Annotated in this window: 27 protein-coding genes and 1 tRNA gene; 4 read left to right on the top strand and 24 right to left on the bottom strand. The window is 66.4% G+C overall.

The annotated features are described in order from the left end of the window. Positions 1 to 11: 11 nt before the first annotated feature. Complete coding sequence (locus HV701_RS18210) at positions 12 to 986, bottom strand: Bug family tripartite tricarboxylate transporter substrate binding protein (RefSeq protein WP_175134422.1); 975 nt, start codon at positions 984 to 986, stop codon at positions 12 to 14. A 247-nt stretch (positions 987 to 1,233) separates the two neighbouring features. Between HV701_RS18210 and HV701_RS18205 the strand changes: the two genes are divergently transcribed. After that, positions 1,234 to 1,890: a GntR family transcriptional regulator gene (locus HV701_RS18205; protein ID WP_175134421.1), complete on the top strand. Its 657-nt coding sequence runs from the start codon at positions 1,234 to 1,236 to the stop codon at positions 1,888 to 1,890. A gap of 174 nt (positions 1,891 to 2,064) precedes the next feature. Continuing rightward, on the top strand, positions 2,065 to 3,336 hold the full coding sequence (locus tag HV701_RS18200) for an MFS transporter (RefSeq protein ID WP_175134420.1): 1,272 nt from the start codon (positions 2,065 to 2,067) through the stop codon (positions 3,334 to 3,336). 19 nt (positions 3,337 to 3,355) lie between these two features. Here the strand turns inward: HV701_RS18200 and HV701_RS18195 are convergent, their stop codons facing one another. The 3 genes from HV701_RS18195 to HV701_RS18185 all read right to left on the bottom strand — a co-directional run bounded on the left by HV701_RS18195 (position 3,356) and on the right by HV701_RS18185 (position 6,066). After that, entirely contained in the window at positions 3,356 to 4,228 is an 873-nt protein-coding gene (locus HV701_RS18195; protein WP_175134419.1) for an NAD(P)-dependent oxidoreductase, read from the bottom strand. A gap of 126 nt (positions 4,229 to 4,354) precedes the next feature. Continuing rightward, positions 4,355 to 5,062 carry a fumarylacetoacetate hydrolase family protein gene (locus HV701_RS18190; RefSeq protein ID WP_175134418.1) on the bottom strand — a complete coding sequence of 236 codons (708 nt, stop codon included), beginning with the start codon at positions 5,060 to 5,062 and terminating at the stop codon, positions 4,355 to 4,357. 71 nt (positions 5,063 to 5,133) lie between these two features. Next, positions 5,134 to 6,066, bottom strand: a complete 933-nt coding sequence (locus HV701_RS18185) for a helix-turn-helix transcriptional regulator (protein ID WP_175134417.1) — start codon at positions 6,064 to 6,066, stop codon at positions 5,134 to 5,136. Between the two features lie 171 nt (positions 6,067 to 6,237). Here HV701_RS18185 and HV701_RS18180 point away from each other — a divergent pair, with 171 nt between their 5' ends. Then, positions 6,238 to 6,666, top strand: a complete 429-nt coding sequence (locus HV701_RS18180) for a PaaI family thioesterase (protein ID WP_175134416.1) — start codon at positions 6,238 to 6,240, stop codon at positions 6,664 to 6,666. Positions 6,667 to 6,756: 90 nt separating this feature from the next. Here the strand turns inward: HV701_RS18180 and HV701_RS18175 are convergent, their stop codons facing one another. After that, positions 6,757 to 8,214: a phospholipase D-like domain-containing protein gene (locus HV701_RS18175; RefSeq protein ID WP_175134415.1), complete on the bottom strand. Its 1,458-nt coding sequence runs from the start codon at positions 8,212 to 8,214 to the stop codon at positions 6,757 to 6,759. Between the two features lie 200 nt (positions 8,215 to 8,414). On the opposite strand from HV701_RS18175, the gene HV701_RS18170 reads away from it, so the two are divergent. Next, positions 8,415 to 8,490: transfer RNA gene (locus tag HV701_RS18170), tRNA-His, on the top strand. A gap of 92 nt (positions 8,491 to 8,582) precedes the next feature. Here HV701_RS18170 and HV701_RS18165 read toward each other — a convergent pair. From HV701_RS18165 to HV701_RS18075, 19 genes are all read right to left on the bottom strand, one after another. Further along, entirely contained in the window at positions 8,583 to 9,638 is a 1,056-nt protein-coding gene (locus HV701_RS18165) for a tyrosine-type recombinase/integrase (RefSeq protein WP_175134414.1), read from the bottom strand. Then, positions 9,635 to 9,859 (bottom strand): DUF4224 domain-containing protein, encoded by a 225-nt coding sequence (locus HV701_RS18160; RefSeq protein WP_175134413.1) that lies wholly within the window; start codon positions 9,857 to 9,859, stop codon positions 9,635 to 9,637. Before HV701_RS18160 ends, HV701_RS18165 begins: the two co-directional genes overlap by 4 nt. Next, positions 9,859 to 10,059, bottom strand: a complete 201-nt coding sequence (locus tag HV701_RS18155; RefSeq protein WP_175134412.1) for a hypothetical protein — start codon at positions 10,057 to 10,059, stop codon at positions 9,859 to 9,861. The genes HV701_RS18160 and HV701_RS18155 overlap by 1 nt, the downstream gene beginning before the upstream one ends. Next, positions 10,056 to 10,379, bottom strand: coding sequence for a hypothetical protein (locus tag HV701_RS18150; RefSeq protein WP_254595203.1), 324 nt, complete (start codon positions 10,377 to 10,379; stop codon positions 10,056 to 10,058). The genes HV701_RS18155 and HV701_RS18150 overlap by 4 nt, the downstream gene beginning before the upstream one ends. Further along, positions 10,379 to 10,792, bottom strand: a complete 414-nt coding sequence (locus tag HV701_RS18145; protein WP_175134411.1) for a class I SAM-dependent methyltransferase — start codon at positions 10,790 to 10,792, stop codon at positions 10,379 to 10,381. Before HV701_RS18145 ends, HV701_RS18150 begins: the two co-directional genes overlap by 1 nt. Then, positions 10,785 to 11,597: a Lar family restriction alleviation protein gene (locus HV701_RS18140; RefSeq protein ID WP_175134410.1), complete on the bottom strand. Its 813-nt coding sequence runs from the start codon at positions 11,595 to 11,597 to the stop codon at positions 10,785 to 10,787. Before HV701_RS18140 ends, HV701_RS18145 begins: the two co-directional genes overlap by 8 nt. Next, entirely contained in the window at positions 11,587 to 12,456 is an 870-nt protein-coding gene (locus HV701_RS18135; RefSeq protein ID WP_175134409.1) for a hypothetical protein, read from the bottom strand. The genes HV701_RS18140 and HV701_RS18135 overlap by 11 nt, the downstream gene beginning before the upstream one ends. Further along, a complete protein-coding gene (locus tag HV701_RS18130; protein WP_175134408.1) occupies positions 12,453 to 12,734 on the bottom strand; it encodes a DUF4031 domain-containing protein in 282 nt (93 codons plus the stop codon). The genes HV701_RS18135 and HV701_RS18130 overlap by 4 nt, the downstream gene beginning before the upstream one ends. Before the next feature lie 2 nt (positions 12,735 to 12,736). After that, positions 12,737 to 13,210 carry a hypothetical protein gene (locus HV701_RS18125; protein WP_175134328.1) on the bottom strand — a complete coding sequence of 158 codons (474 nt, stop codon included), beginning with the start codon at positions 13,208 to 13,210 and terminating at the stop codon, positions 12,737 to 12,739. Next, a complete protein-coding gene (locus HV701_RS18120) occupies positions 13,210 to 13,911 on the bottom strand; it encodes a hypothetical protein (protein ID WP_175134407.1) in 702 nt (233 codons plus the stop codon). Before HV701_RS18120 ends, HV701_RS18125 begins: the two co-directional genes overlap by 1 nt. 2 nt (positions 13,912 to 13,913) lie before the next feature. After that, positions 13,914 to 14,333, bottom strand: coding sequence for a hypothetical protein (locus HV701_RS18115; RefSeq protein ID WP_175134406.1), 420 nt, complete (start codon positions 14,331 to 14,333; stop codon positions 13,914 to 13,916). After that, positions 14,330 to 14,584, bottom strand: coding sequence for a hypothetical protein (locus HV701_RS18110; RefSeq protein ID WP_054443002.1), 255 nt, complete (start codon positions 14,582 to 14,584; stop codon positions 14,330 to 14,332). The genes HV701_RS18115 and HV701_RS18110 overlap by 4 nt, the downstream gene beginning before the upstream one ends. Before the next feature lie 80 nt (positions 14,585 to 14,664). Beyond that, entirely contained in the window at positions 14,665 to 15,195 is a 531-nt protein-coding gene (locus tag HV701_RS18105) for a hypothetical protein (protein WP_175134405.1), read from the bottom strand. A 35-nt stretch (positions 15,196 to 15,230) separates the two neighbouring features. After that, on the bottom strand, positions 15,231 to 15,527 hold the full coding sequence (locus HV701_RS18100) for a hypothetical protein (protein ID WP_175134404.1): 297 nt from the start codon (positions 15,525 to 15,527) through the stop codon (positions 15,231 to 15,233). A 9-nt stretch (positions 15,528 to 15,536) separates the two neighbouring features. Further along, entirely contained in the window at positions 15,537 to 16,163 is a 627-nt protein-coding gene (locus HV701_RS18095) for a lambda exonuclease family protein (protein WP_175134403.1), read from the bottom strand. Then, positions 16,160 to 17,074 carry a RecT family recombinase gene (locus HV701_RS18090; protein WP_217467977.1) on the bottom strand — a complete coding sequence of 305 codons (915 nt, stop codon included), beginning with the start codon at positions 17,072 to 17,074 and terminating at the stop codon, positions 16,160 to 16,162. The genes HV701_RS18095 and HV701_RS18090 overlap by 4 nt, the downstream gene beginning before the upstream one ends. A gap of 42 nt (positions 17,075 to 17,116) precedes the next feature. Then, on the bottom strand, positions 17,117 to 18,331 hold the full coding sequence (locus HV701_RS18085; protein ID WP_175134402.1) for a coiled-coil domain-containing protein: 1,215 nt from the start codon (positions 18,329 to 18,331) through the stop codon (positions 17,117 to 17,119). 12 nt (positions 18,332 to 18,343) lie between these two features. Next, positions 18,344 to 18,508: a hypothetical protein gene (locus HV701_RS18080; protein WP_175134401.1), complete on the bottom strand. Its 165-nt coding sequence runs from the start codon at positions 18,506 to 18,508 to the stop codon at positions 18,344 to 18,346. Beyond that, complete coding sequence (locus tag HV701_RS18075) at positions 18,505 to 19,074, bottom strand: hypothetical protein (RefSeq protein WP_175134400.1); 570 nt, start codon at positions 19,072 to 19,074, stop codon at positions 18,505 to 18,507. Before HV701_RS18075 ends, HV701_RS18080 begins: the two co-directional genes overlap by 4 nt. Between the last annotated feature and the right edge of the window lie 64 nt (positions 19,075 to 19,138).

The raw sequence follows: 19,138 nt of genomic DNA, 5'->3' as shown, positions 1-19,138 counted from the left end.
CTGTAGGAAAATTACTGCGGGGTGATGCCGGCCTGGTCGATCAGGCGCTTGGTGCGCGGGATCTCGGCCTTGATGAAGGCGGTGAATTCCTCGCGGCTGCCGCCACGCGGTTCGGCGCCGGCTTCGGCCAGCTTACCGCGCAGCGCCGGATCGGCCAGCACCTTGTTGACGGCGCGGTTGAGCTTGTCCAGGATCGGCGCGGGCGTGCCTTGCGGCGCCACCAGACCGTACCAGGGGGCGATGTCATAGCCGGCGTAGCCCTGCTCGGCGATGGTGGGGATGTCCGGCGCCAGCGCCGAGCGCTGCGAATTGGACATGCCCAACGCCACCAGCGTGCCGCTCTTGACCTGCGGCAGGCCGGTCATGATGGTGTCGAAGTACATCGACACCTGGCCGCTCAGCAGCGCGGGGATGGCTTCGCCGGCGCCCTTGTAGGGCACGTGCAGGATGTCGATGCCGGCCACTGCCTTGAGCATTTCGCCGGCCATGTGCGAGGTGGTGCCCGTGCCGAACGAGGCATAGGTCAGCTTGCCCGGATTGGCGCGGGCGTAGGCGATCATCTCGGGCAGGGTCTTGAACGGCTCCTTCGGATTGGACAGCAGGATGTTGGGCGTGTACGCCACCAGCGACACCAGCTCGAAGGCATCGGGGTCATAGGCCAGGCGCTTTTGCAGGAAGCGGTTGGTGACGATGGCGGCCGGGCCGCCCATCAGCAGCGTATAGCCGTCGGGCGCCGAGCGCGCCACCGAGGCGCTGCCAATCGCGGCGGCGGCGCCGGGACGGGCTTCGATCACGAAGGGCTGGCCCAGTTCGGTCGACAGGGCGGCGCCCAACTGGCGTGAAATCAGGTCGGTGGCCGAGCCGGCCTGGAACGGCACGACGATGCGCACCGGATGCTGCGGCCAATCGGTGGTCTGGGCGCCGGCCTGGGCGGCGAAGGCCAGGGTGGCGGCGCCGGCCAGGGCGCGGATGAAGCGGATAGGCATGGATTCCCCTTGAATGCGTTGTATCGACGCGGTGCGTCGAGGCGTTGTGTCGTGAAGGCGGTGGCGCCGGGCGGGTCTATCGCCCGTTGCCAGGCCAGCCGACGCGCACGGCCGGCGCGTCAGTCTTGGATTTGACGCGAGCGGGGCCGGCGCGGCTATTGGTGTTTGCATCCATGGATCATTGGATCCAATTTGTGTTATTTTTACATTTATCTATCATGGCGGCTTTGAAACCCCGGGGACGAGAATGCTGCAGTATCAGAAGACAGCCGTCAGCGCGGAAGAAGAGGCATACCAGCATTTGCAGCGCGAGATCCGGCTGGGCAACTACCCGCCCGGCCACCGCCTGGTGCCCGAAGTCATCGCCAGCGAAATCGGCACCAGCCGCATGCCGGTGCGCGGCGCGCTGCGCCGCCTGGCGTCCGAAGGCCTGGTCGAGATCCGCGCCAATCGCGGCGCCGTGGTGCGCGGCCTGAACCAGCAGGAAATGCGCGAAGTCTTCGAGATGCGCTCGGTGCTCGAAGGGCTGGCGGTGCGCAACGCCGTGCCCCACATGAGCGCCGAGCACATCCGCCGCCTGGCCAGCATGCTGGATCAATTGGAGCATGGCCTGGGCGACTACCTGGACTGGACCAGCGCCCACCGCGATTTCCACGAATACCTCTGCAGTTTCTGCCAACAGCCCCGCCTGTTGCGCCAGATCTCCGAACTGCACTCGGTGGTCGAGCCCTATATGCGGTTGTGGGCCGCCCAGCCTGGCCGCGTGCTGCGGGTGCGCGAATCGCACCAGGAACTGATCGACGCGCTGCTCACCGGCGATCCGGACCGCAGCGAAGCGGCCATGCGCCAGCATGTGCTCAACACCGTGCCGGCCCTGCAGGCGTTCCTGCAACAGGCCGGCTGACCCCCGCGCGCGCCGCCGCCGGACATGGGGCCGGCGCGCGTCCGGAGCGCCGCGCCGCCCGGATATCGCCGGGAGTAATATGGCGCCTCCGCCGGCCGGCTTCCGTCTCCTCGCGTTCCCGCGATGTCCTTAACGAAGCGCGCCAGCGCGATAACAAGACATAGGGAGAGGCAAGTGGAGAAGCAAGTATCGGGCGGCTGGTATTTCGGCTGGAACATCGTCGGCGCCGCCACCGTATTGACCCTGCTCACCGTGGGGCTGCGCATGGGCATCGGCCCGTTCTTCCTGCCCATGGCGGAGGGCCTGGGTTTCTCGCGCAGCCTGCTGTCGAGCATCGTCGCGGTCGGCATGCTCTGCTACGGCCTGGGCATGCCGCTGGCCGGCTATCTCGTCAGCACCCGCGGCACCCGATTCGTCTTGCTCGCCGGCACCGCCATCGTGGTGGCTTCGTCGATCTGGACGGTATTCGCGCGCGGCCCCATCGAGTTCCTGCTGGCCTTTGGCGTGGCCCTGTCGATCGGCCTGGCCTTCACCAGCCCGGTGGCGCTGACCCCCGTCATCAGCCGCTGGTTCACGCGCCAGCGCGGCATGGCGCTGTTCTTCCTGTCCACCGGTTCCATGGCCGGCATCGCGCTGATGACGCCTACGCTCACGTTCGTCATCAGCGCCGTCGGCTGGCGGGAAACCCTGCTGGCCTTCGCGGCGCTGTTCGCGCTGCTGACGGTGCCGGTGGCGCTGTTCGTGATGCGCGACCAGGCCCCCGAGCATACCGACCTGCTGCCGCACCAGATCATTGAAAAGAAATCCAGTGCGCGGCCCGCCGCCAAGGGGCCCGTGCCGCGCGTCCAGGACGCCGTGCGCACGCTGCCGTTCTGGCAGGTGGCGCTGGGTCTGTTCGCCTGTGGTTTCAGCATGAACCTGCTGGGCACGCATGGCATGCCCATGCTGATGGACCACGGCTTCGACGCCACCACCAGTTCGCTGGGCATCGGCCTGATCGGCCTGGTGGCGATCTTCAGCACGCTGGTGCTGGGGCGCATGTCGGACCAGGTCGAGCGCCGCAACATCCTGGCCGTCATCTACCTGGTGCGCGGGTTGGGCTTTTTCGCGCTGGTCATGGTGGGCGCGCACTGGGAACTGTATGCCGCGGCTACCATCGGCGGCGTGGTCTGGGCCGGCAGCATCGCGCTGTCGTCCGCCATCCTGGCCGACGTCTACGGCGTGCGCCTGGTGGGGGTGCTGTACGGGCTGACCTACCTGGGCCACCAGATTGGTGGCATGATCAGTTCGTGGTTGGGCGGCTGGGCCTACGAGACCTTCCATACCCATTGGGTGGCGTTCGGCGCGGCCGGCGCCCTGCTATTGCTGGCCGCGGCCATCTCGATGCAATTGCCGCGGCGCGGCGCCTTGCGCGCCGTGCCGGCGATGGCGGCGGGCGGGCGCTGAACCTGCGCCGCCCTCCGGTTCAGCGGTCCTTCAGCAGCGACACCAGTTCGGGCACGTAGCGCTCGCCGCCGCCCTGGCTGACCGCCTGGTCATAGGTGTGCAGCACCGCGGCGCCGATCTCGCGCACCGCGCCGGTCTCGGCCGCCATGGTGTTGTAGTAGGACAGGTCCTTCTGCGCGTTCGACATGAAAAAGCGCAGCGACGACGGGTCCTGCTCCAGCAGGTAAGGCTTGAGGCGCTCCAGCGCCACGCCGCCGCCGCCGCCCTTGGTCAGCACTTCGGCGAACACCGCCGGGTCGATGTCGGCGCGCAGCGCGCAGGCGGCCGCCTCGGCCAGCAGCGCGATGGCGCCCAGCGACACATAGTTGTGCAGCAGCTTCATGCGGTGGCCCGCGCCCACCGGACCGGCGTGCGCGATGTTCTCGGCAAAGCATGCCAGGATCGGCCGGCATTCTTCGAACAGCGCGGCATCGCCGCCTACCAGCAGATTGAGCCGGCCTTCGGCGGCTTCCTTCGGCGTGCGGGTCATGGGGGCATCGAGGAATCGGCCGCCTTTCTCGATGACCGCCTCGGCCACCTTGGCGGTCGAAGAGGGGATGGCGGTCGAGCAATCGATGATCACCGTACCGGGGCGCAGGCCTTCAAGCACGCCGCCGGGCGACAGCAGCACCGCCTCGACCTGCGGACTGCCCGTGACGCACAGGATGATCACATCCGACTGCGCCGCCAGCGTCGCGCCATCCGCGCAACTGGTGGCGCCTGCCGCCTTGAGCGCATCCAGGGGCTGGTTGCCCGGATGTTCCAGCACGGTCAGCGTATGACCGTGCTTGACCAGGTTGCTGGCGATGCCATGGCCCATCAGGCCGATACCCACCATACCGATTTTTGCCATCTTGCACTGCTCCTGCCACATGGGGCTGTTTGTTATGGCATAAATCTTACTCTCAGATCCGCGCGGGCCCGGCCGCCGCGCCGCCGCGTGGCGCAGCGGCCGGCATATGCCGGACCGCCACGCGTCTCAGACAATGCGCAGGCTCAGTTCCGGCAAGCCGTCCACGTGCGCCACGATCACATCGCCGCGCACCACCGGCCCCACGTTCTCCGGCGTGCCCGAATAGATCAGGTCGCCCGGGAACAGCTCGAAGGCCTGCGACAGCCGCGCGATCTGCTCGGCCACCGACCAGATCATGTGCGACAGCGTCGCCTGCTGCTTGCGTTCGCCATTGACCGCCAGCCAGATATTGCCTTCGCGGTAGTGGCCGGTCTGGGCCACCGGATGGATCGGGCCGATCGGCGCCGCATGATCGAAGCTCTTGCCGATCTCCCACGGCTTTTTCTGGTCGCCCATGCCGCGCTGCAGGTCGCGCCGCGTCATGTCCAGCCCCAGCGCGTAGCCATAGACGCAATCGAGCGCCTGTTCCACCGGAATGTCGCGCCCGCCCCGGGCCAGCGCCGCCACCAGCTCCACCTCGTAGTGGTAGTTCTGCGTCAGCGGCGGATAGGGGTGATCGGTCACCGTGTCCGGCAATACCACCTGGATCGCATCGGTCGGCTTCTGGAAGAAGAACGGCGCTTCGCGGGTGGGGTCCGAGCCCATCTCGATGGCGTGGGCGGCGTAGTTGCGGCCGATGCAATAGATGCGGCGCACCGGAAAGCGCAGCTCGCTGCCGGCAATCGGCACGGTGGTCTGCGCCACGCTGAATGGGGTCTGGACGGCTTGGGTCATCGCGGGTCTCCTGAACGTTGCGAGGGTCACGGCCAGATTAGGTCCGCGCCGTCCGCCCCGCCTGGAGACGATTACGCAATCCGTGGACGATTCCGCGTATTTCGCGGCGGCGGCGCCGTGCCGCGCAGGCCTTCGCGATAACCGGTCGGGCTGACCCCTTCCAACTGGCGGAAGCGGCGCGAGAAATACGCCTCGTCGGCGAACCCGGCGGCATGCGCCACCTGCGCCACGCTGCGCGCCGTGTGCGCCAGCAGATCGCGCGCCAGTGCCATGCGGCGCTCGGCCACCAGCTCGGTGAAGGTCTTGCCGGTTTCCTTCTTGAGCAGATGCGCCAGGTAGTTGGGCGACAGGAACGCCGCCGCCGCCGCGTCGTTCAGCGTCAGGTTCTCGCCCAGGCGCGCGCCGATATGCGCCAGCACCCGTCGCACGCTCTCGCGCCGGCTGCTGCCGGCATGATGGCGCGCCAAGTGCAGCAGGTCGGCCTCGTAGCGGCCGCACACCTGTCCGATCAACTGCAGCAGCAGCCCGCGGATCGCCGTCGACGAGCCGAAGCCGCGCCGCCGGTTCTGTTCCATCAGGCGCGCGATCAGCGCCTCTGCCTCGGCCAGCGCGTCGGCGTCCAGCTCGAAATCCAGGTACTCCTGGAACAGGAACGGCGCCAAGGCCGGCGCCTGCGAGACCGGCACGTCTTCCAGGTCCAGCGCGTCCACCGCCAGTTCCGGCCACAGGAACCGCTGCGCGAAATTGATGATGACGTAACGCGCGCCCGGCGGATGCGGTACCAGGTGCACCCGGTACGGCAGCACGAAACTCACGCCGCCGCGCGGAAACGGCCGCGTGGTGCCGCTGATGGTCTGGCGCGTGTCGCCCTCCAGGTTCACCTGGATCTGGAAGTACTCGTGCCGGTGCGGCTGCTCCAGCGGCTCGCGCACCTGCTGGGCGCGGATATCGAAATCGAAATAGTCCGCGCGCTCGGCCATGCCGTAGGTCTTGATGCGGTTCATGCGCGGGGTGGCCAGGTGGTGAGAGACATGGGAAGAATGTAGCGCCGGCGCGACGGCCGCGCCAGATGCGCCAGATATTGTCCGCTCACCGGCCGGGCGGCGCCCGCCGCTGGCGGGCGCCGCCCGCTTTGCGCTACCGTGGGCCATTGCGCAGCAGACACCTGACCTCCCATGACAGACTCCATCCCCGCCGGCTTCGCGCCCTGGCAACCCAGCAGCCAATTCATGCGCCATCTGGCGGACCTGGGCGGTTTCTACCGGCGCGAGGCCGACGACGTGCTGGCCATGCGCATTGGCGCGGCCCATGGCAACATGCACGGCATGGCCCACGGCGGCCTGCTCGCCACCGTGGCCGACAGTGCCCTCGGCTTCGTCATCGCCCACCAGTGCCAGGCCTCGGTCGTCACCGCGCAGATGTCGGTCGAATTTCTCAACGCCGTCATGCCCGGCGACTGGCTCGAAGCCCACGTCACCATCGACAAGCGCGGCAAGCGCCTGATCTACGCCACCTGCCACCTCAAGGTGGATGAACGCCTGGTGCTCAAGGCCAGCGCCGTCTTCGCCGTGCGCCAGGCGGCGGTGCCGGCCTCGGACGGCTGACCGGACGGACGAACGGCTCGTCATATGCAATCGGCGGCCGCCAGGCCGCCGATCGTCGTGCATGGCCGGCCGCCGGGCCGGGCCGTGGCGTCACAGGTAGGGCGTTGCCAGCCAGATCACCTTGTTGCGCAGCCGCTTGGAAAACGGGGCCTGCTGCAGGTCCTCCAGTGTCTGCCGGTGCGCGTTGGCCACCAACGCATCGATGCGCGCGCCGATCCAGCATGCCACCTGCGGATCATAGATCTCGGTATCCAGCTCGAAATTCAGGCGCAGGCTGCGCGGGTCCAGGTTCGACGAGCCGACGTAGGCCCAGCCATCGTCCACCGTCATCAGCTTGGAATGATCGAACGCCCCGCGCGAGCGCCACACCCGGCAGCCGGTGCGCACCACCTGGTCCAGCTGCGCCGTCATGGCGTAGTCGACCAGGCGCAGATTGTTCTTGCCGGGGATCACGATATCGACGATCACCCCGCGCCGCGCCGCCGTCGCCAGCGCGCCGATCAGCGGCTGGTCCGGCAGGAAATAGGGCGACTGGATGCGCACATGGCGCTGCGCCACCGCCAGCGCGCCCAGGATGATGCTGTGCGCGCTGCCCAAGGCCCGGTCCGGGCCGGATGGCACGCAGCGCATCGGCACCACTCCGTGCGCCGGCAATGCCTGCGGATCGAACCAGGGCTGCGCCGGCAGCGACTCGTGCGTGGTGAAATTCCAGTCGTGCGCGAACACCGACATCAACTGCGTCACGATCGGGCCTTCCACCCGGAAATGCGTGTCGATATTGGTGGCCGCGCCCGACAGCGCCGTCACGAACGCCGCCCGCACGTTCATGCCACCGGTGAAGCCGATGCGGCCGTCCACCACCAGCACCTTGCGGTGGCTGCGCAGGTTGGCATAAGGCATGCGCAGCACGCCCAGCGGATTGGTCATGAAACGCGCCACCGGCACCCCGCCGCGCGCCAACATCCGCACGATCGGCGGCCGCGAATACTTGGCGCCGATCGCATCGATCAGCACCCGCACCTGCACGCCGCGCCCATGCGCCTCGATCAGCGCCTGCGCCATCTCGCGGCCGATCGCGTCGTTGTCGAAGATATAGCTCTGCATCGCCACCGCTTGGCGCGCCTCGCGGATCGCCTGCAGCATCGCCGGATAGGCCTCGTCGCCGCCAGCCAGCGGCCGTACCGCGTTGCCGCCGAGCAGCCGGAAACGGCTGACCTGGTCGCCCAGCACCTTCAGCGACGCGAACTGCGGCCCCGAGATGGGCGCCACGTCCACGCTGGCCGTCTCCACCAATGCCGCGTCCACCAGCATGGCCTCGTCGCGCTGCTGCGACAGCCGCGTCTTGCGGATACGGTTGATTCCCGCGACGAAATAGGCCGCCGCCCCGAATAACGGCGAAAACAGCGCCAGCCCCACCCAGCCGATGGCCGAGCGCACGTCCTGCTTGGTCATGGCCGCGTGCACCGCGGCGCCCGTGCCGGCCACCACGCTGATGCCGAACACCATGTGCGGCCAGTACTCGATCAATAATTCGTGTATGCGATCCATGGCTACGGTGCGACCCAGGCCTCCAGAGGATGATTCGAGCGCCAAGGATAGCAAGGCGGGTGGGCATGGCAAGGGGCAGGGCGGGGCATGGTCCGCCGGGCCGGCGCCGCGTTTTACACCGTTGAAAAAAACATGCTAGAATTCGGCCTCTTTGCAGTTGAGCACGAAATGTTTTGTGCCGGCAGCGAAGCAAATCAGTGGTGGCTGTAGCTCAGTTGGTAGAGTCCCGGATTGTGATTCCGGTTGTCGTGGGTTCGAGTCCCATCAGCCACCCCAAAGAATTCATGTGAAATCAGGCACTTACGCGCAAGCGGGGTGCCTTTTTTCATTGCTGGAATGGTGGCAAGATCAGGCGATGGTGGCATGCGTCAGGCGCTGCCCTTGATCTTGACCACGCGCCGGCGGTCGTACACGCGCCTGGTGGTGGCAGGGTTGGCATGGGTTTCTGGGTTCTCATCCCTGCCCACCAGCACGGTCACGTAGTAGGCGCGCAGATCGTGAAACGTGAACCGCTCCCGGCCTGGCGCCTTGACCCAATCGGCCATGATCTTCGACCAGAGCGCCTTAAAGCCCTGCTCGGTATACGGCTGCCCGTCGCGGTTGGTGAAGACGAACATCGATTCCGGGATGGCTGACTTGCCATCGCGTGCTTTCCGGCCCAGGTTGGCCAGCTCGGCGAACAGCTGGCGCAGCGCCGGCGTCCACTCGATCAGGCCGCGGCGCAGCGCATCACCAGCCTTGGCCTTGGCGAATCCCACCACAATGCCATCCTGTCCCAGATCAGTCTTGCGCAGGCTCAGGAACTCGGCGCGCCGCCGGCCGGTCAGGGCGATGAATTTTGCCATGAGGCCGATGACGTGCGACGACGGGCCCTTCTTGGCAGCCGTGGCGCAAAAAGATTCGATCTCTTCCCATGACGGACACCTCGAGCGCGGCCGCTCCTTGTTCCGCCTTACCTGGCGGCACGGGTTGGCTGTGGCATAGCCGTGTTCGATCCCGAACTGGAATGCAGACGCCAACAGGGCGATTTCACGGTTGGCACGCACGGGCGCGGCGGCGCGCTCGACGCGCAGATACCGCGCAATGTGGGGCGGCTTTACGCCATCCACGGGCATATCTGCGAACCGCTCCAGGATCTCTTTGCTGGCCGCGATGTAGTCGTCCTGGGTGCGCGGTGCAAGTTCGTTCTTGAAGCCGCCGCTGGCCATATACTCGCGCAACAGCTCGGCTACCGTGCCCGTGTCAGGCGCGCGCCGTTCCATTTCCAGCACGCGCTTGATCGCTTCGGCGCGGTCGTGGCCCAGGTTGATGTATTTCCGGTCGTAGGTGTAATACCGGAATGTCCAGCCGCCTTTTGCTCGAGGCCGCGCCTCCATGCGTGGCAGGAGCCCAAGTTTCAGGTGCTTCGTCCGCTTGGCGATCATGCCGCACATCTCCAGTTCGGTTCGGCGCCGCGCTTGGGCCGCCGCTTCTCTTCACCCGACAGCCGGGCGTCATGGTACTCGCGCAGGATGCGCGGCCACCCGTCGCCGGCCGGTTGCGCATAGGGCCAGTCGTTGCGCTCGAGCCAGCGGCGTGCAGCAGCTTGGGTCACATAGCCGGTCAGTTCCTTGACCTCGTCCGGCGTGAGGTAGAGGGAAGACATTACTGCTCCTTTGCCAGTTCGTCAGCGCGGATGGTGATACGCTCCACAGGCACTGAATTGCCGCTGGTGAACTTCTCCACCACCAGCCGACAGATGTCCACCAGCGCATCCCTTTCATCCTTGGTCAGGCTGACGGTTTCGCCGTACGTCTTGCAGCAGGTCGGGCGCTGGGCGATGGCTTCCAGTTGCTCGGGGGTCATGGCAGTTCCTTCCCGATTGCCGCGGCGGCGCGCACGATGGCGCGGCGGGTGGCGGCGTACGGGTCATCCCCATGATGCTCGTTGACGTAACGGATTGGCTTGCCAGCTTCTGAGAAGCCGACAAACGGTTCGGGCTGGCCTGCGTCGTCGTAGTTGGTATAGGTTTCCATGCCAAGTTTGACTAGCAACCGCAGCGCATCGCCATCGTCAAGGAGGGGATTCCATTCACGGCCGGTTTGGGCTCTCCAGCACTCGCCATAGAACGTAATCCCCTCGTCTACCGCCTTCGCCGCCAGTTCCAGCAGTTCACGGTCATTCATCACATCTCCTTCTTGTCGGTGTCGGCCGGCTTCATGAACGTCAGCCAGTGGGTCTTTTCGCGCTTGCCGGACTTGTGGCCAAACAGCGGGCGATGCTCGGTCAGCGCCAGGATCTGGCTGACGGGGATTTGCACCTCGGCCCACTTGAGAATCAGCACGCCGGCCGGCTTCAGCACTCGGAAGCACTCGGCCAGGCCGCGCCGCAGATCATCCTGCCAGTCGTCGCCCAGGATCCCGTACTTGGCGCGCAGCCACGAATCCCGGCCAGCGCGGCGTAGGTGGGGCGGATCGAACACCACCAGGCCGAATGAGTCGGCGGCGAACGGCATGGCGCGGAAGTCCATGTTCAGGTCGGGCGTGATGTTGAAGGCCCGGCCGCCGCAGCAGGGGTCCAGGATGGCTGCTTCACTCATCGCGTTCCCCTTGTTCGGGCTGGGTGGCAGAAAGGGCGGCGCGGGCACGTTCGCCGCCATCCCTGTCCAGTGCATGACGCGCGGCCTCACCGTCAGGGCCAAATTTTCGGCAGCCAGCAACCTGTTCCGCGTACCAGCTCAGGGCCTCGTAGGCATCCCCGGCGCGCTGCTGGCGGCCCAGCATGGCGCGGGCCTCACGCAACTGCCTTTCCAGCGCGTCGATGCCCTCACGCGCATCCGGGCCGAAGAACTCCACCAGGCGTTCGGACCAGTGCGCACTGGAAGGTGCGAAGCGAACGGCGTAGCGCATGTCGTCGGTGACGACTCCTTCGCGCTGCTGGCCGCCGTCCTTGTCCCCGCGCATTGACGCCTGATACCCAGCGCTGATCTCGGCGCATTCCTGGCACACCTTCACGCCCTGCGCCTCGCCGCGCTCGCAGCACCACGGGCCGTCCTTGTGCGCCTGGGGCGCCGCGGTCATCTTGGCAATCTTGGTCAGTGCCTGGTTGACGATGACGCCGCGCTGGTCCGCCTCCACGTCCGCCAGGTCGGCAATCTCCATCAGCGCCGCACGCGCTACTTCCAACGCCTCGGCGCTGGCCTGGGGCGCGGCATCGGCGCGGCGATTCCAGGTGGTGATTGCGCCATCAGGCGGGGTGGTCGCCTTCGATTCACACCCGCATGCACGGCATCGCACACCGCCTCGGTACGTAGCTGGTTGACTGGGCTTTCCGATCATGTGGAAAGGGTTGTAGATTTCAGCCGGACCGCCGCAGAAGGGGCACGGCAACAGTTCATTCGCCATGTTCACCGTCCTTGCTGGACTGGGGCGAGGCATCTGACGCAACAAACGCGCCATCAAGAAATGCTTCCGTCAGCTTTGCAGCAACCCGCAGGCAAGAATCCTTCGTTCCGGTGTAAAGCGACCGACTTCCATCGCCCGCGACGACCTTGTAGCTGAACTTGCCATCAGGGACCGGCCGATACCGATTCACGGCCATCTGCTCGATACGCTCCTGCGCCTCCCCGGCTACAGGGGCGCTTGCCAGGGCGGCGCGGGCTTGCCAGCCTTCCCAACGATCCTTGTGCTTGTGGGCGCTCCATGCGTTGTAGTCGGTTGCGGCATAGCCGTTCCCTATCCACTGGCAGTGCGCCGGCAGCGGGAACTTCGCCTCAAACGCCGCCCGCTCGTCGGCTACAGGGGCGCTTGCCAGGGCAGACTCGCCGGGTTCCCGGGGAATGAATTTCGCGCAGTCATGGCAGTACCAGACGTAAGCAGCGACGTTGGCGACTTTGTTCTTATGGGCGCATCCCCATCCGGCCGAAGAGCCGCTTGCCAGGGCAGCTCGGGCGAAACGCAACACCCGGTCGCGTCCTACGTGGTGTGCTTCCTTCCCGCCCATGATTTGCTCTGCCAACGACCACAACGTGTCATCGCTGACCCGCTCATCGGCTACAGGGGCGCGCAGCTTGGACAGCGCATCAGCCACGCGCAACATGTTGTCGTGCGCGGCCTTGGCTTCAGATTCGCCGGTCCAGTCGTCACGTTCGCCGCTGGGGGTGTGGCATTCTCGGAGGGCGGCGGCCTCTTCGGTCAGGATGACGATTGCCTCGTCGATCGGGTTCTGCATTGCCGCCTGGGCGGCGTTGTTCTGGTTGGTCATGCTCTTTCCTTGGCGTTCGCGGCGACCCTGCGCTTGCTCTTCAGCAGCGAGCCGAGCTGGGCGCGGTTGATGTCCAGGGCGCCGGCGCTCACCGCTTTGGCACGCATGGTCATGCAGATGTCGTAGTGGCTGCGGTGGGTGCCGGCGGCCTGATGGTGGCGGCGCTCTACGCCGATGCGGGCCGCCATGGCGTGCAGCTCGTCGTCGGTGTCGGCCAGCATGTGGCACATCACCATCCGGCCGTACCGCGCCCGCATTCCGTCTACGTAGACAGCCATGCTCATCTCCCTGTGCCGTTATCGCTCTGCTCGGCGCCATCCGGTGCCGGCAGGAGATGGGCCGCAGTTGCATGCTCCAGCACGGTATGGCCCGTCGGCAGCATGATCTGACCGAGAAACGCGCCTTCGAACGAGAGGATGCCGGTTTCGATGGCCATGATCTGGCCTTTTATCCAGTCGCGCAGGATCGAGTAGACGGCGATACTTGCCACGTCCATGGCTTTTTTCTCGTACTGGGCCCGCGTGCCTGCGCGACGATGGCTCCACGGATTCTCCTTGAGCCAGGCCGCGGCGTAGCCCTTCGTCGACGCCTTCACGGAAACCTGCCGGCCTCGGTATTCGAACTGCACCAGCAGTTCGCCGGCGCCGTCGTCCACCATGCTGCCGAACTTGCTGCAGCCGAAGGCGCGCAACAGTTTCTGGATCTCCCCCAGTGCCTTCTCGCCGCTGGTCGCGGTGCTGTAGGGCAGGGCCATTAGGCATCCCCCTTACGTTGGGCTGCAATGGCGGCGTCGAGCATCGCCAGCAACGCCTCGTACGTTTCGTGGGCGCGGCGAATGGCGCTCCTGGTGGCGTCGCTGCTCGCATATGCGATCGACAAGGCGGCCGAGAATCGGTCACGCACCAGCATCGCAGTCTCTCGCAGCAGTTGCCAATCGACATCCACCACGTCCCGCGCATCGTCAGCAGCAGCGGCGCGGCCCTCGGCCTCCGCCAGCTTGCGCGACAGCCAGCGGATGCGATCCTTGACGGCGGTCATCCAAACGATGGGCGTGAACCCCTTGCCGCTCAGGAGTTCCTCGACCGACGGCTGGCGGTCGTAGGCCAGGAATGCGCCGTTTGCCAGCTCGTCGTCCGTCAGGGTGCCCAAGGTAAGTGCGGCGCGTTCGCAGTTGTAGCGGGCACCGTGCGGATCGGCCTCGCCCTTCGCTCGCCAGGTGGCACCAGGCGTTGTGCCATCTTCCTCCACCATGGATACGCCTGCGGCGGCGGGCAGCGGATGCGCCCCGCTGTAGATGCAGTGCGATCCCTGCCACACGCCCACGCTCACGCCGCGCGGGTCCGGCTCGACTTCCACTCGGATGCGGGTGTCGTCCTTCTGGGCAAGCTCCACCGGCTCAAGCGGCCCCGGGGGGCATTGGCTCAGGCCGTGGTCAACATCGTAGGAATTCGTCATGGTCAGGCTCCTTGGGTCTGCATGGCGTTCAGGCGCATGCGTGCATAGTTCAGCTTGATGACGTCCAGCTTTCCCAGCAGGCCGTCGATGGTGTTCGCGCCGACGCGGATGGGCGCCAGCTCGTAGTCGTGCAGGATCACGCCGCGGCAAGCCCGCTTCTCGACCTGATTCAGCGCCGACGCGCCGCCGTTGATGAGGCGCGCTTCGTGGGCGTGATGCTCATCGTGTTCCAGGGCGAGCTGAATCAGGTTGAAGACCCGCGCCAGCGCCGTCCATGCGGCCTCACAGGGCGCGTTCTCCAGGCAAGACAGCGCCGTATGTAGGCTGATGCCGAACTCGTCGCGCAGCGGTCCCATGACGGGCAGGCGCGGCAGGATGGGCCGGTGGGCCTTGTTGCGGCGGGGCTTGCGGGCGTGGGTCATTGCTGCACCGTCTCGGGGTAGGCGTTGCCGTCCTCCATCCGCTGGGCGACGTGCATGGACGTGCGAAGCAGCAGGTCGATCACCGCGATCTGGTTGGAGACGAAGCCGTAGCCCAGCGCCGCCGTGCTGATCAGCATTTCCAGCGCCTTGCGGACCTTGTCCGGGTCGCCGTGGGCGCCGACCTGCTGGATGTATTCGCCGATGGCGTGCTGTGCTGCTGCGTGGCATGCGGCGGGCGTGAAATCGGTCATGTTCTTCTCGGTATCAGGTGGCCAGGCGCCGGCGGCGGTGGGGGTGCTTGAGGTAGCCCGCCGCCGGGCCGGCCAAAGGGTTACTGGTCCAGGCCCAGGGATGCCTGCGGTTCCTCGGGAGGCGTCACCGAAAAGACGACGTCCTGCCCGTTCTGCATGAAGATCCGGCCCGCTGCCTGTTCGCTCGGCACCATGTCGATGTCGATGGAGCATTCGACGGTGCCGCCGTCCTGCGGATCAAACTGGAAGTTGTCGACGTTCACGTCGTCGAGGACAGTGTTGCTGGGGCCGCCCAGGCCGTAATGCAGGGTGAACTTCGCGCCGACGATCTTCTCGTCGATGACCACCTTGTTCTTCATCTTGGGATGGCGCAGGCGCGGCAGGTAGTTGGGGTCCTGCATGCGCTCGTCGGCTTCGTCGGCCATGTCGTTCTCGCCAGGGTGCGGACGGCGATAGAGCGACGATTTCAGCGTGGAATCGACTTCCGACAGGATGTCGTTGGGCGCGCGGAAGGTGAGCCGCAACGTCATCGCGGGCACATTGGCAGGCCCGTGTTTTTCAAGCCGGTTGGTGACTTGCAAGCGGGCGGTTTGCTCGGTAATCGAGAACATGGGTCAGGGCTCCAGGGGGCTACGTTGGGAAAGGGTCAGGCGTCAGGCGCGCCGGCAATACCTCCAGCCAGGAAAACAAGGCTGTCGGCGGCAGGCGAGTCGGTGTTAAGCGGGCCAATGGTCAGTTCTTCGGCCATCTTGGAAATCATTTCCTTGACCTCAAGCAGCTCCGTGCCAGCCAGACCGGCCTGCCGCTTCATGGGATTGCCCGAAAGCTGGATAGCGGGGCTTTGCGCAAGCTGGCGCGCGGCCAGGCGCAGGATGTGGCCCAAGGTATCTACCTCGTGGCCGTTGGCGTGCATATAGAACGTGCGGGACAGTTCGCAATTCATGGCGGTTCCTTAAGCGGCCTTGCGGCGCAGGGTGTCGACCATCGCGCGCAGCTCGGCTTCGAACTGCAGCAGGGCGGTCAGCAGGGTCTTGATGTAGGCTTCGTCGCGCGGGATGCGCTGCACGTACAGGCGCAGCTCCGGCGCCTGGCGAGGGTCGTAGCTGATGAAGTCCCACCACTGGCGGCCGGTCACAAGCATGTTCCCCTGCACCTGTGGCATGTGGTCGGCGGGCATGCCTTCCAGCCAGGTCTGGATGTGGACGGCTTCGTCGTGAGGGCATTTCTTCTCTACGCCACCATCCGTCCCGACCAAGCCGTCGGGCGAAGCGCCGATGTATGGATACTGGGGATGGGTCACGTATGGCGACGACACGATGATTCCGCCGTGCGTGACCATGTAAGCCTCGTCCGCGGCATCTTCCAGATCCTTGCCCCAATCCATCGACTTGCTGCCTACCTCGTGCTGGGCGATCCCAGCCAGACGCTCGAAGGCCTTCACGCGCATCAGCTTCGCGCGCGCCTCGGTGGGCTTGCCGTCGCGCTTCACCGCGATGATGTCCTTGAACGTCGATGCGGTCAGATTGCCTGCGCGCTCCTGGCGCCATTGCTCGGTTCGTTGTTCGGCGGGCGCGTTCATTCTTGGACACCTTCGAACGGGTTGTCTTCGGTGGCTTGCGCGTCTGGCGCGGCGTCCGGCTGGACGGCCTGCGTGGGCTGCGCGTCTTCGGCCTTGGCCAGCGCCTCAATGCGCGTGATCTCGTTGCGGCCCACTGCGGCGCGGCCATCCTTGCCCAGCGCCATCCAGGCCGCGGTCAGGTCTGCGGTGCGCTTCTCGGCGGGATCACTGCTGCGCGCGATCATTTCCAGGTCGCGGATGATCTGGTCGCGGTCCACTTCGGCGGCCGGCTGCGGCTTGGCGGCCTGCGCGAATTCGGCGGCGGTCTTCGGCGTGATGTCGCGCTCGCGCGGCGGCGCATCGATCAGCTCGTCGGACGTGTACACGCCCAGCAGCGCGCCAGGGGTATAAGCGCGGGTCCAGTTCTTCACCTGCAGGTAACCCATTTGCTGGCGCGGGTTGGTCTTCCACAGAGGCGAATTCTTCACGCTGACGTCGGAGATCTTGAGCCATTCGCTCCAGGTGATATCCGCCTCGCCGGCGATGACAGCGCCGACACGGCACTCCAGGGTGTTGCCGTCGCCCTTGTATTCGTAGTGGAACCGGCCCGTGATCGCGCCGGACGACTGCACCACCGCGTTGACCAGCTGCGCCTCGTACCCCAGCGTGCCGTTCACCAGGTGGGTCTTCTGGGCAACCACGAACGGATTCATGTTCCATTGCATCGCCTGCATGATCACGGCCATGCAGTCGGACGGGTTGCTCTGCAGGTGCTTGGGCACGGTGGCGCGGCCCGCCGCCATCATTTCGGCCGCGCGCATCATGGCATCCATGTTGTCAGCATGCAGCACCAAGCCGCTGGTGCTGGTGTTCGCCGCCGGCAAGTCCAGGGCGGTGGTGGGTTGTTGGTCAATCGTGGTGGTGTCAGACATGGTGGTCTCCTGCCCGAGACTCGGCCGGGCGTTATGGATGGGTTAGGCGGGGGTGACTTCGGGCTGCGTAGCGGCGGCGATAGCTTCGTCGCGCGCGGAGCGGGCGTGCTGCAATTCCTCTTCGTCGCCGTCGCGTTCAGCGGCGCGCCACTGCATGAGGGCGTCCAGCATTTGCTGCGCTGCGCGGTGCAGGCGGTCCAGTTCGGCCTGGCGCTCGGCGCGCTCTGCGGCTTCGCGCTGAACGCGCGCACGCTCGGCCGCTTCCGCTTCGGCGCGCGCGGCGGCTTCCTTCTCCTGCTGGGCGCGCGCCTCGGCTTCGGCGCGTTCCTGCTCGGCGCGGCGCGCGGCGGCCTGCTGCTCTTCGAACTCGCGGCGCTGGCGGTCGATCTCTTCTTGCTGGGCGCGCAGCGCGGCGGCCGCCTCATCCTGCTGGCGCTTGAGCGCCGCGGCGGCCTCGGCATCCTTGCGGGCCTGCTCAGCGCGCGCGGCTTCCTGGCGGGCGTTCTCGGCGTCCCGCTCGGCCTGCAGGCGGCGCTGCTGCTCTTCCAGTTTGGCGCGCTCCTTGGCCAGGCGCTCGTCTTCGGCCTTGCGTGCGGCGGTGGCAGCCGCTTCCTGCTCCTGCCGCTGGCGTTCCAGCGCGGCGCGTTCTTCCGCCAGGCGGGCGGCTTCCTGTTCCTGCGCCAGCGCGGCGCCGTGCATTTGTTCCAGCTTGGCGACGGTGTCCGCCTGCAGGGCCATGGCCTCGCCGGCGCGATGTTCGTACAGCTCGGTGGTGATGGGCAGCTCGGCAACGGCGGCCAACAGCGCGGCGATATCGGCGGCGCTCTTGCCCGCGGCCTGCACCGGGTACTGGTTGATGGCGTTGATCCGCGACTGGATGGCCTGCTGGCGCGCCAGTTCGGCCGCTTCCTTCGCCGCCTTGATTTCCGCCTTGCGGGCCTCTTCCGCCTTGATCTGCGCATCGATCGGCTCTTCAACCGCCTTCACCTCATCCTTGATCTTGGCCAGGATGGCGCGCATCTCGCGCTGCTTGGCCAGCATCGGCTTGTTCCAGCCTTCGTAGGCGGCGTCGGCCGAAGTGCGGATGCTGACGCAGCGGGCGCGCGCAGCGCGGGCGGCCTTATCGCCGGCGGTGGTGGTGACATCGAACTGAACGCCGTCCAGCTCCTGGCGCAGTTCGGCCAGGCCCTTCTGCACGGCGTTGAATTCGGTGAGCGCGGCGGGAGCGTCGAGGATTTCGTCTGCAACTTCGGTCATTGTGGTGGTCTCTCAGGGTTGGCGCGCGGCCACGGCGGTCTTGCCGCAGCCTTCGCAGGCGGTGAGGGTGGATTGGGCGTCCAGGGTGGGGCCAAGCACGCAGGCCATGAAGACGCCGACGCAGAGGGCAGCGGCACCGATCAGCAGGTCGCCGTGGGCGCGCAGGAGGCGGATCATTGGGCACCTCGAGCGGCCAACAGGCGGGCGCGGATGTCGTCCGCGTTTTCCTTGTCGGTGATGATGAATTGATGTTTGGCGGCCTGGGCCTTCCAGTACTGCTCCACTTTCAGGCCGGGCTGCACCATCCGGTCGTATGTGTAGCTGCCGGTGATCTTGGCGATTTCAGGGCGCTGGATGAAGGCGTCCCACTTCGCCACCAAGAACGGGCCTTTGCCGTTGGCAATCGCATCGCTGACCAGAGACGGCTGCGGGGCAAGCGTCCATTCGGTGCGCGGCAACGGCTCAAACGTCTGCGTGCCGGCTTCTTCCCAGCCCTCCAGCACCGTGCCGTCCCAGTTGCCATCGCGGACGATGAAGGCGAACTCGCGGCCCTGGAACGTCAGGACGCCTTCGGCGCGCACATTGATCGCGTCGATTCGGTCGCGGTCCAGGATGCTGACGTGCTGCGGGTGATAGTCATCCCCGTATTGCGCGGTCTCGCAGATCATCTGCATCACGTCGTCGCGATGCTCGGCGGGTATGTCGCGCTCGAACGCAGCATCGACAGATAATTTCGTCGTCATGCTGACTCCCTAAGAAAGGCCATCCAGGCATCGCCCAGCCGGCCCATGGGGTAAGCGGCGCACA

It is taken from the genome of Achromobacter pulmonis (assembly GCF_902859765.1).
GTDB lineage: Bacteria > Pseudomonadota > Gammaproteobacteria > Burkholderiales > Burkholderiaceae_B > Achromobacter > Achromobacter pulmonis.
The sequence above is the reverse complement of the archived record's forward strand: the minus strand, read 5'-3'. Positions and strand labels throughout refer to the sequence as shown.

Excerpts from the sequence above, each read along its gene's own strand:
- HV701_RS18165 (WP_175134414.1), bottom strand. The coding sequence starts at position 9,638 with ATGATCGCCAAGCGGACGAAGCACCTGAAACTTGGGCTCCTGCCACGC.
- HV701_RS18145 (WP_175134411.1), bottom strand. The coding sequence starts at position 10,792 with ATGAGTGAAGCAGCCATCCTGGACCCCTGCTGCGGCGGCCGGGCCTTC.
- HV701_RS18210 (WP_175134422.1), bottom strand. The coding sequence starts at position 986 with ATGCCTATCCGCTTCATCCGCGCCCTGGCCGGCGCCGCCACCCTGGCC.
- HV701_RS18080 (WP_175134401.1), bottom strand. The coding sequence starts at position 18,508 with ATGATCCGCCTCCTGCGCGCCCACGGCGACCTGCTGATCGGTGCCGCT.
- HV701_RS18135 (WP_175134409.1), bottom strand. The coding sequence starts at position 12,456 with ATGACCAACCAGAACAACGCCGCCCAGGCGGCAATGCAGAACCCGATC.
- HV701_RS18125 (WP_175134328.1), bottom strand. The coding sequence starts at position 13,210 with ATGGCCCTGCCCTACAGCACCGCGACCAGCGGCGAGAAGGCACTGGGG.
- HV701_RS18095 (WP_175134403.1), bottom strand. The coding sequence starts at position 16,163 with ATGAACGCGCCCGCCGAACAACGAACCGAGCAATGGCGCCAGGAGCGC.
- HV701_RS18160 (WP_175134413.1), bottom strand. The coding sequence starts at position 9,859 with ATGTCTTCCCTCTACCTCACGCCGGACGAGGTCAAGGAACTGACCGGC.
- HV701_RS18085 (WP_175134402.1), bottom strand. The coding sequence starts at position 18,331 with ATGACCGAAGTTGCAGACGAAATCCTCGACGCTCCCGCCGCGCTCACC.
- HV701_RS18110 (WP_054443002.1), bottom strand. The coding sequence starts at position 14,584 with ATGACCGATTTCACGCCCGCCGCATGCCACGCAGCAGCACAGCACGCC.
- HV701_RS18195 (WP_175134419.1), bottom strand. The coding sequence starts at position 4,228 with ATGGCAAAAATCGGTATGGTGGGTATCGGCCTGATGGGCCATGGCATC.
- HV701_RS18140 (WP_175134410.1), bottom strand. The coding sequence starts at position 11,597 with ATGGCGAATGAACTGTTGCCGTGCCCCTTCTGCGGCGGTCCGGCTGAA.
- HV701_RS18105 (WP_175134405.1), bottom strand. The coding sequence starts at position 15,195 with ATGTTCTCGATTACCGAGCAAACCGCCCGCTTGCAAGTCACCAACCGG.
- HV701_RS18100 (WP_175134404.1), bottom strand. The coding sequence starts at position 15,527 with ATGAATTGCGAACTGTCCCGCACGTTCTATATGCACGCCAACGGCCAC.
- HV701_RS18075 (WP_175134400.1), bottom strand. The coding sequence starts at position 19,074 with ATGACGACGAAATTATCTGTCGATGCTGCGTTCGAGCGCGACATACCC.
- HV701_RS18205 (WP_175134421.1), top strand. The coding sequence starts at position 1,234 with ATGCTGCAGTATCAGAAGACAGCCGTCAGCGCGGAAGAAGAGGCATAC.
- HV701_RS18120 (WP_175134407.1), bottom strand. The coding sequence starts at position 13,911 with ATGACGAATTCCTACGATGTTGACCACGGCCTGAGCCAATGCCCCCCG.
- HV701_RS18150 (WP_254595203.1), bottom strand. The coding sequence starts at position 10,379 with ATGAATGACCGTGAACTGCTGGAACTGGCGGCGAAGGCGGTAGACGAG.
- HV701_RS18185 (WP_175134417.1), bottom strand. The coding sequence starts at position 6,066 with ATGAACCGCATCAAGACCTACGGCATGGCCGAGCGCGCGGACTATTTC.
- HV701_RS18190 (WP_175134418.1), bottom strand. The coding sequence starts at position 5,062 with ATGACCCAAGCCGTCCAGACCCCATTCAGCGTGGCGCAGACCACCGTG.
- HV701_RS18175 (WP_175134415.1), bottom strand. The coding sequence starts at position 8,214 with ATGGATCGCATACACGAATTATTGATCGAGTACTGGCCGCACATGGTG.
- HV701_RS18090 (WP_217467977.1), bottom strand. The coding sequence starts at position 17,074 with ATGTCTGACACCACCACGATTGACCAACAACCCACCACCGCCCTGGAC.
- HV701_RS18115 (WP_175134406.1), bottom strand. The coding sequence starts at position 14,333 with ATGACCCACGCCCGCAAGCCCCGCCGCAACAAGGCCCACCGGCCCATC.
- HV701_RS18130 (WP_175134408.1), bottom strand. The coding sequence starts at position 12,734 with ATGGCTGTCTACGTAGACGGAATGCGGGCGCGGTACGGCCGGATGGTG.
- HV701_RS18155 (WP_175134412.1), bottom strand. The coding sequence starts at position 10,059 with ATGACCCCCGAGCAACTGGAAGCCATCGCCCAGCGCCCGACCTGCTGC.
- HV701_RS18180 (WP_175134416.1), top strand. The coding sequence starts at position 6,238 with ATGACAGACTCCATCCCCGCCGGCTTCGCGCCCTGGCAACCCAGCAGC.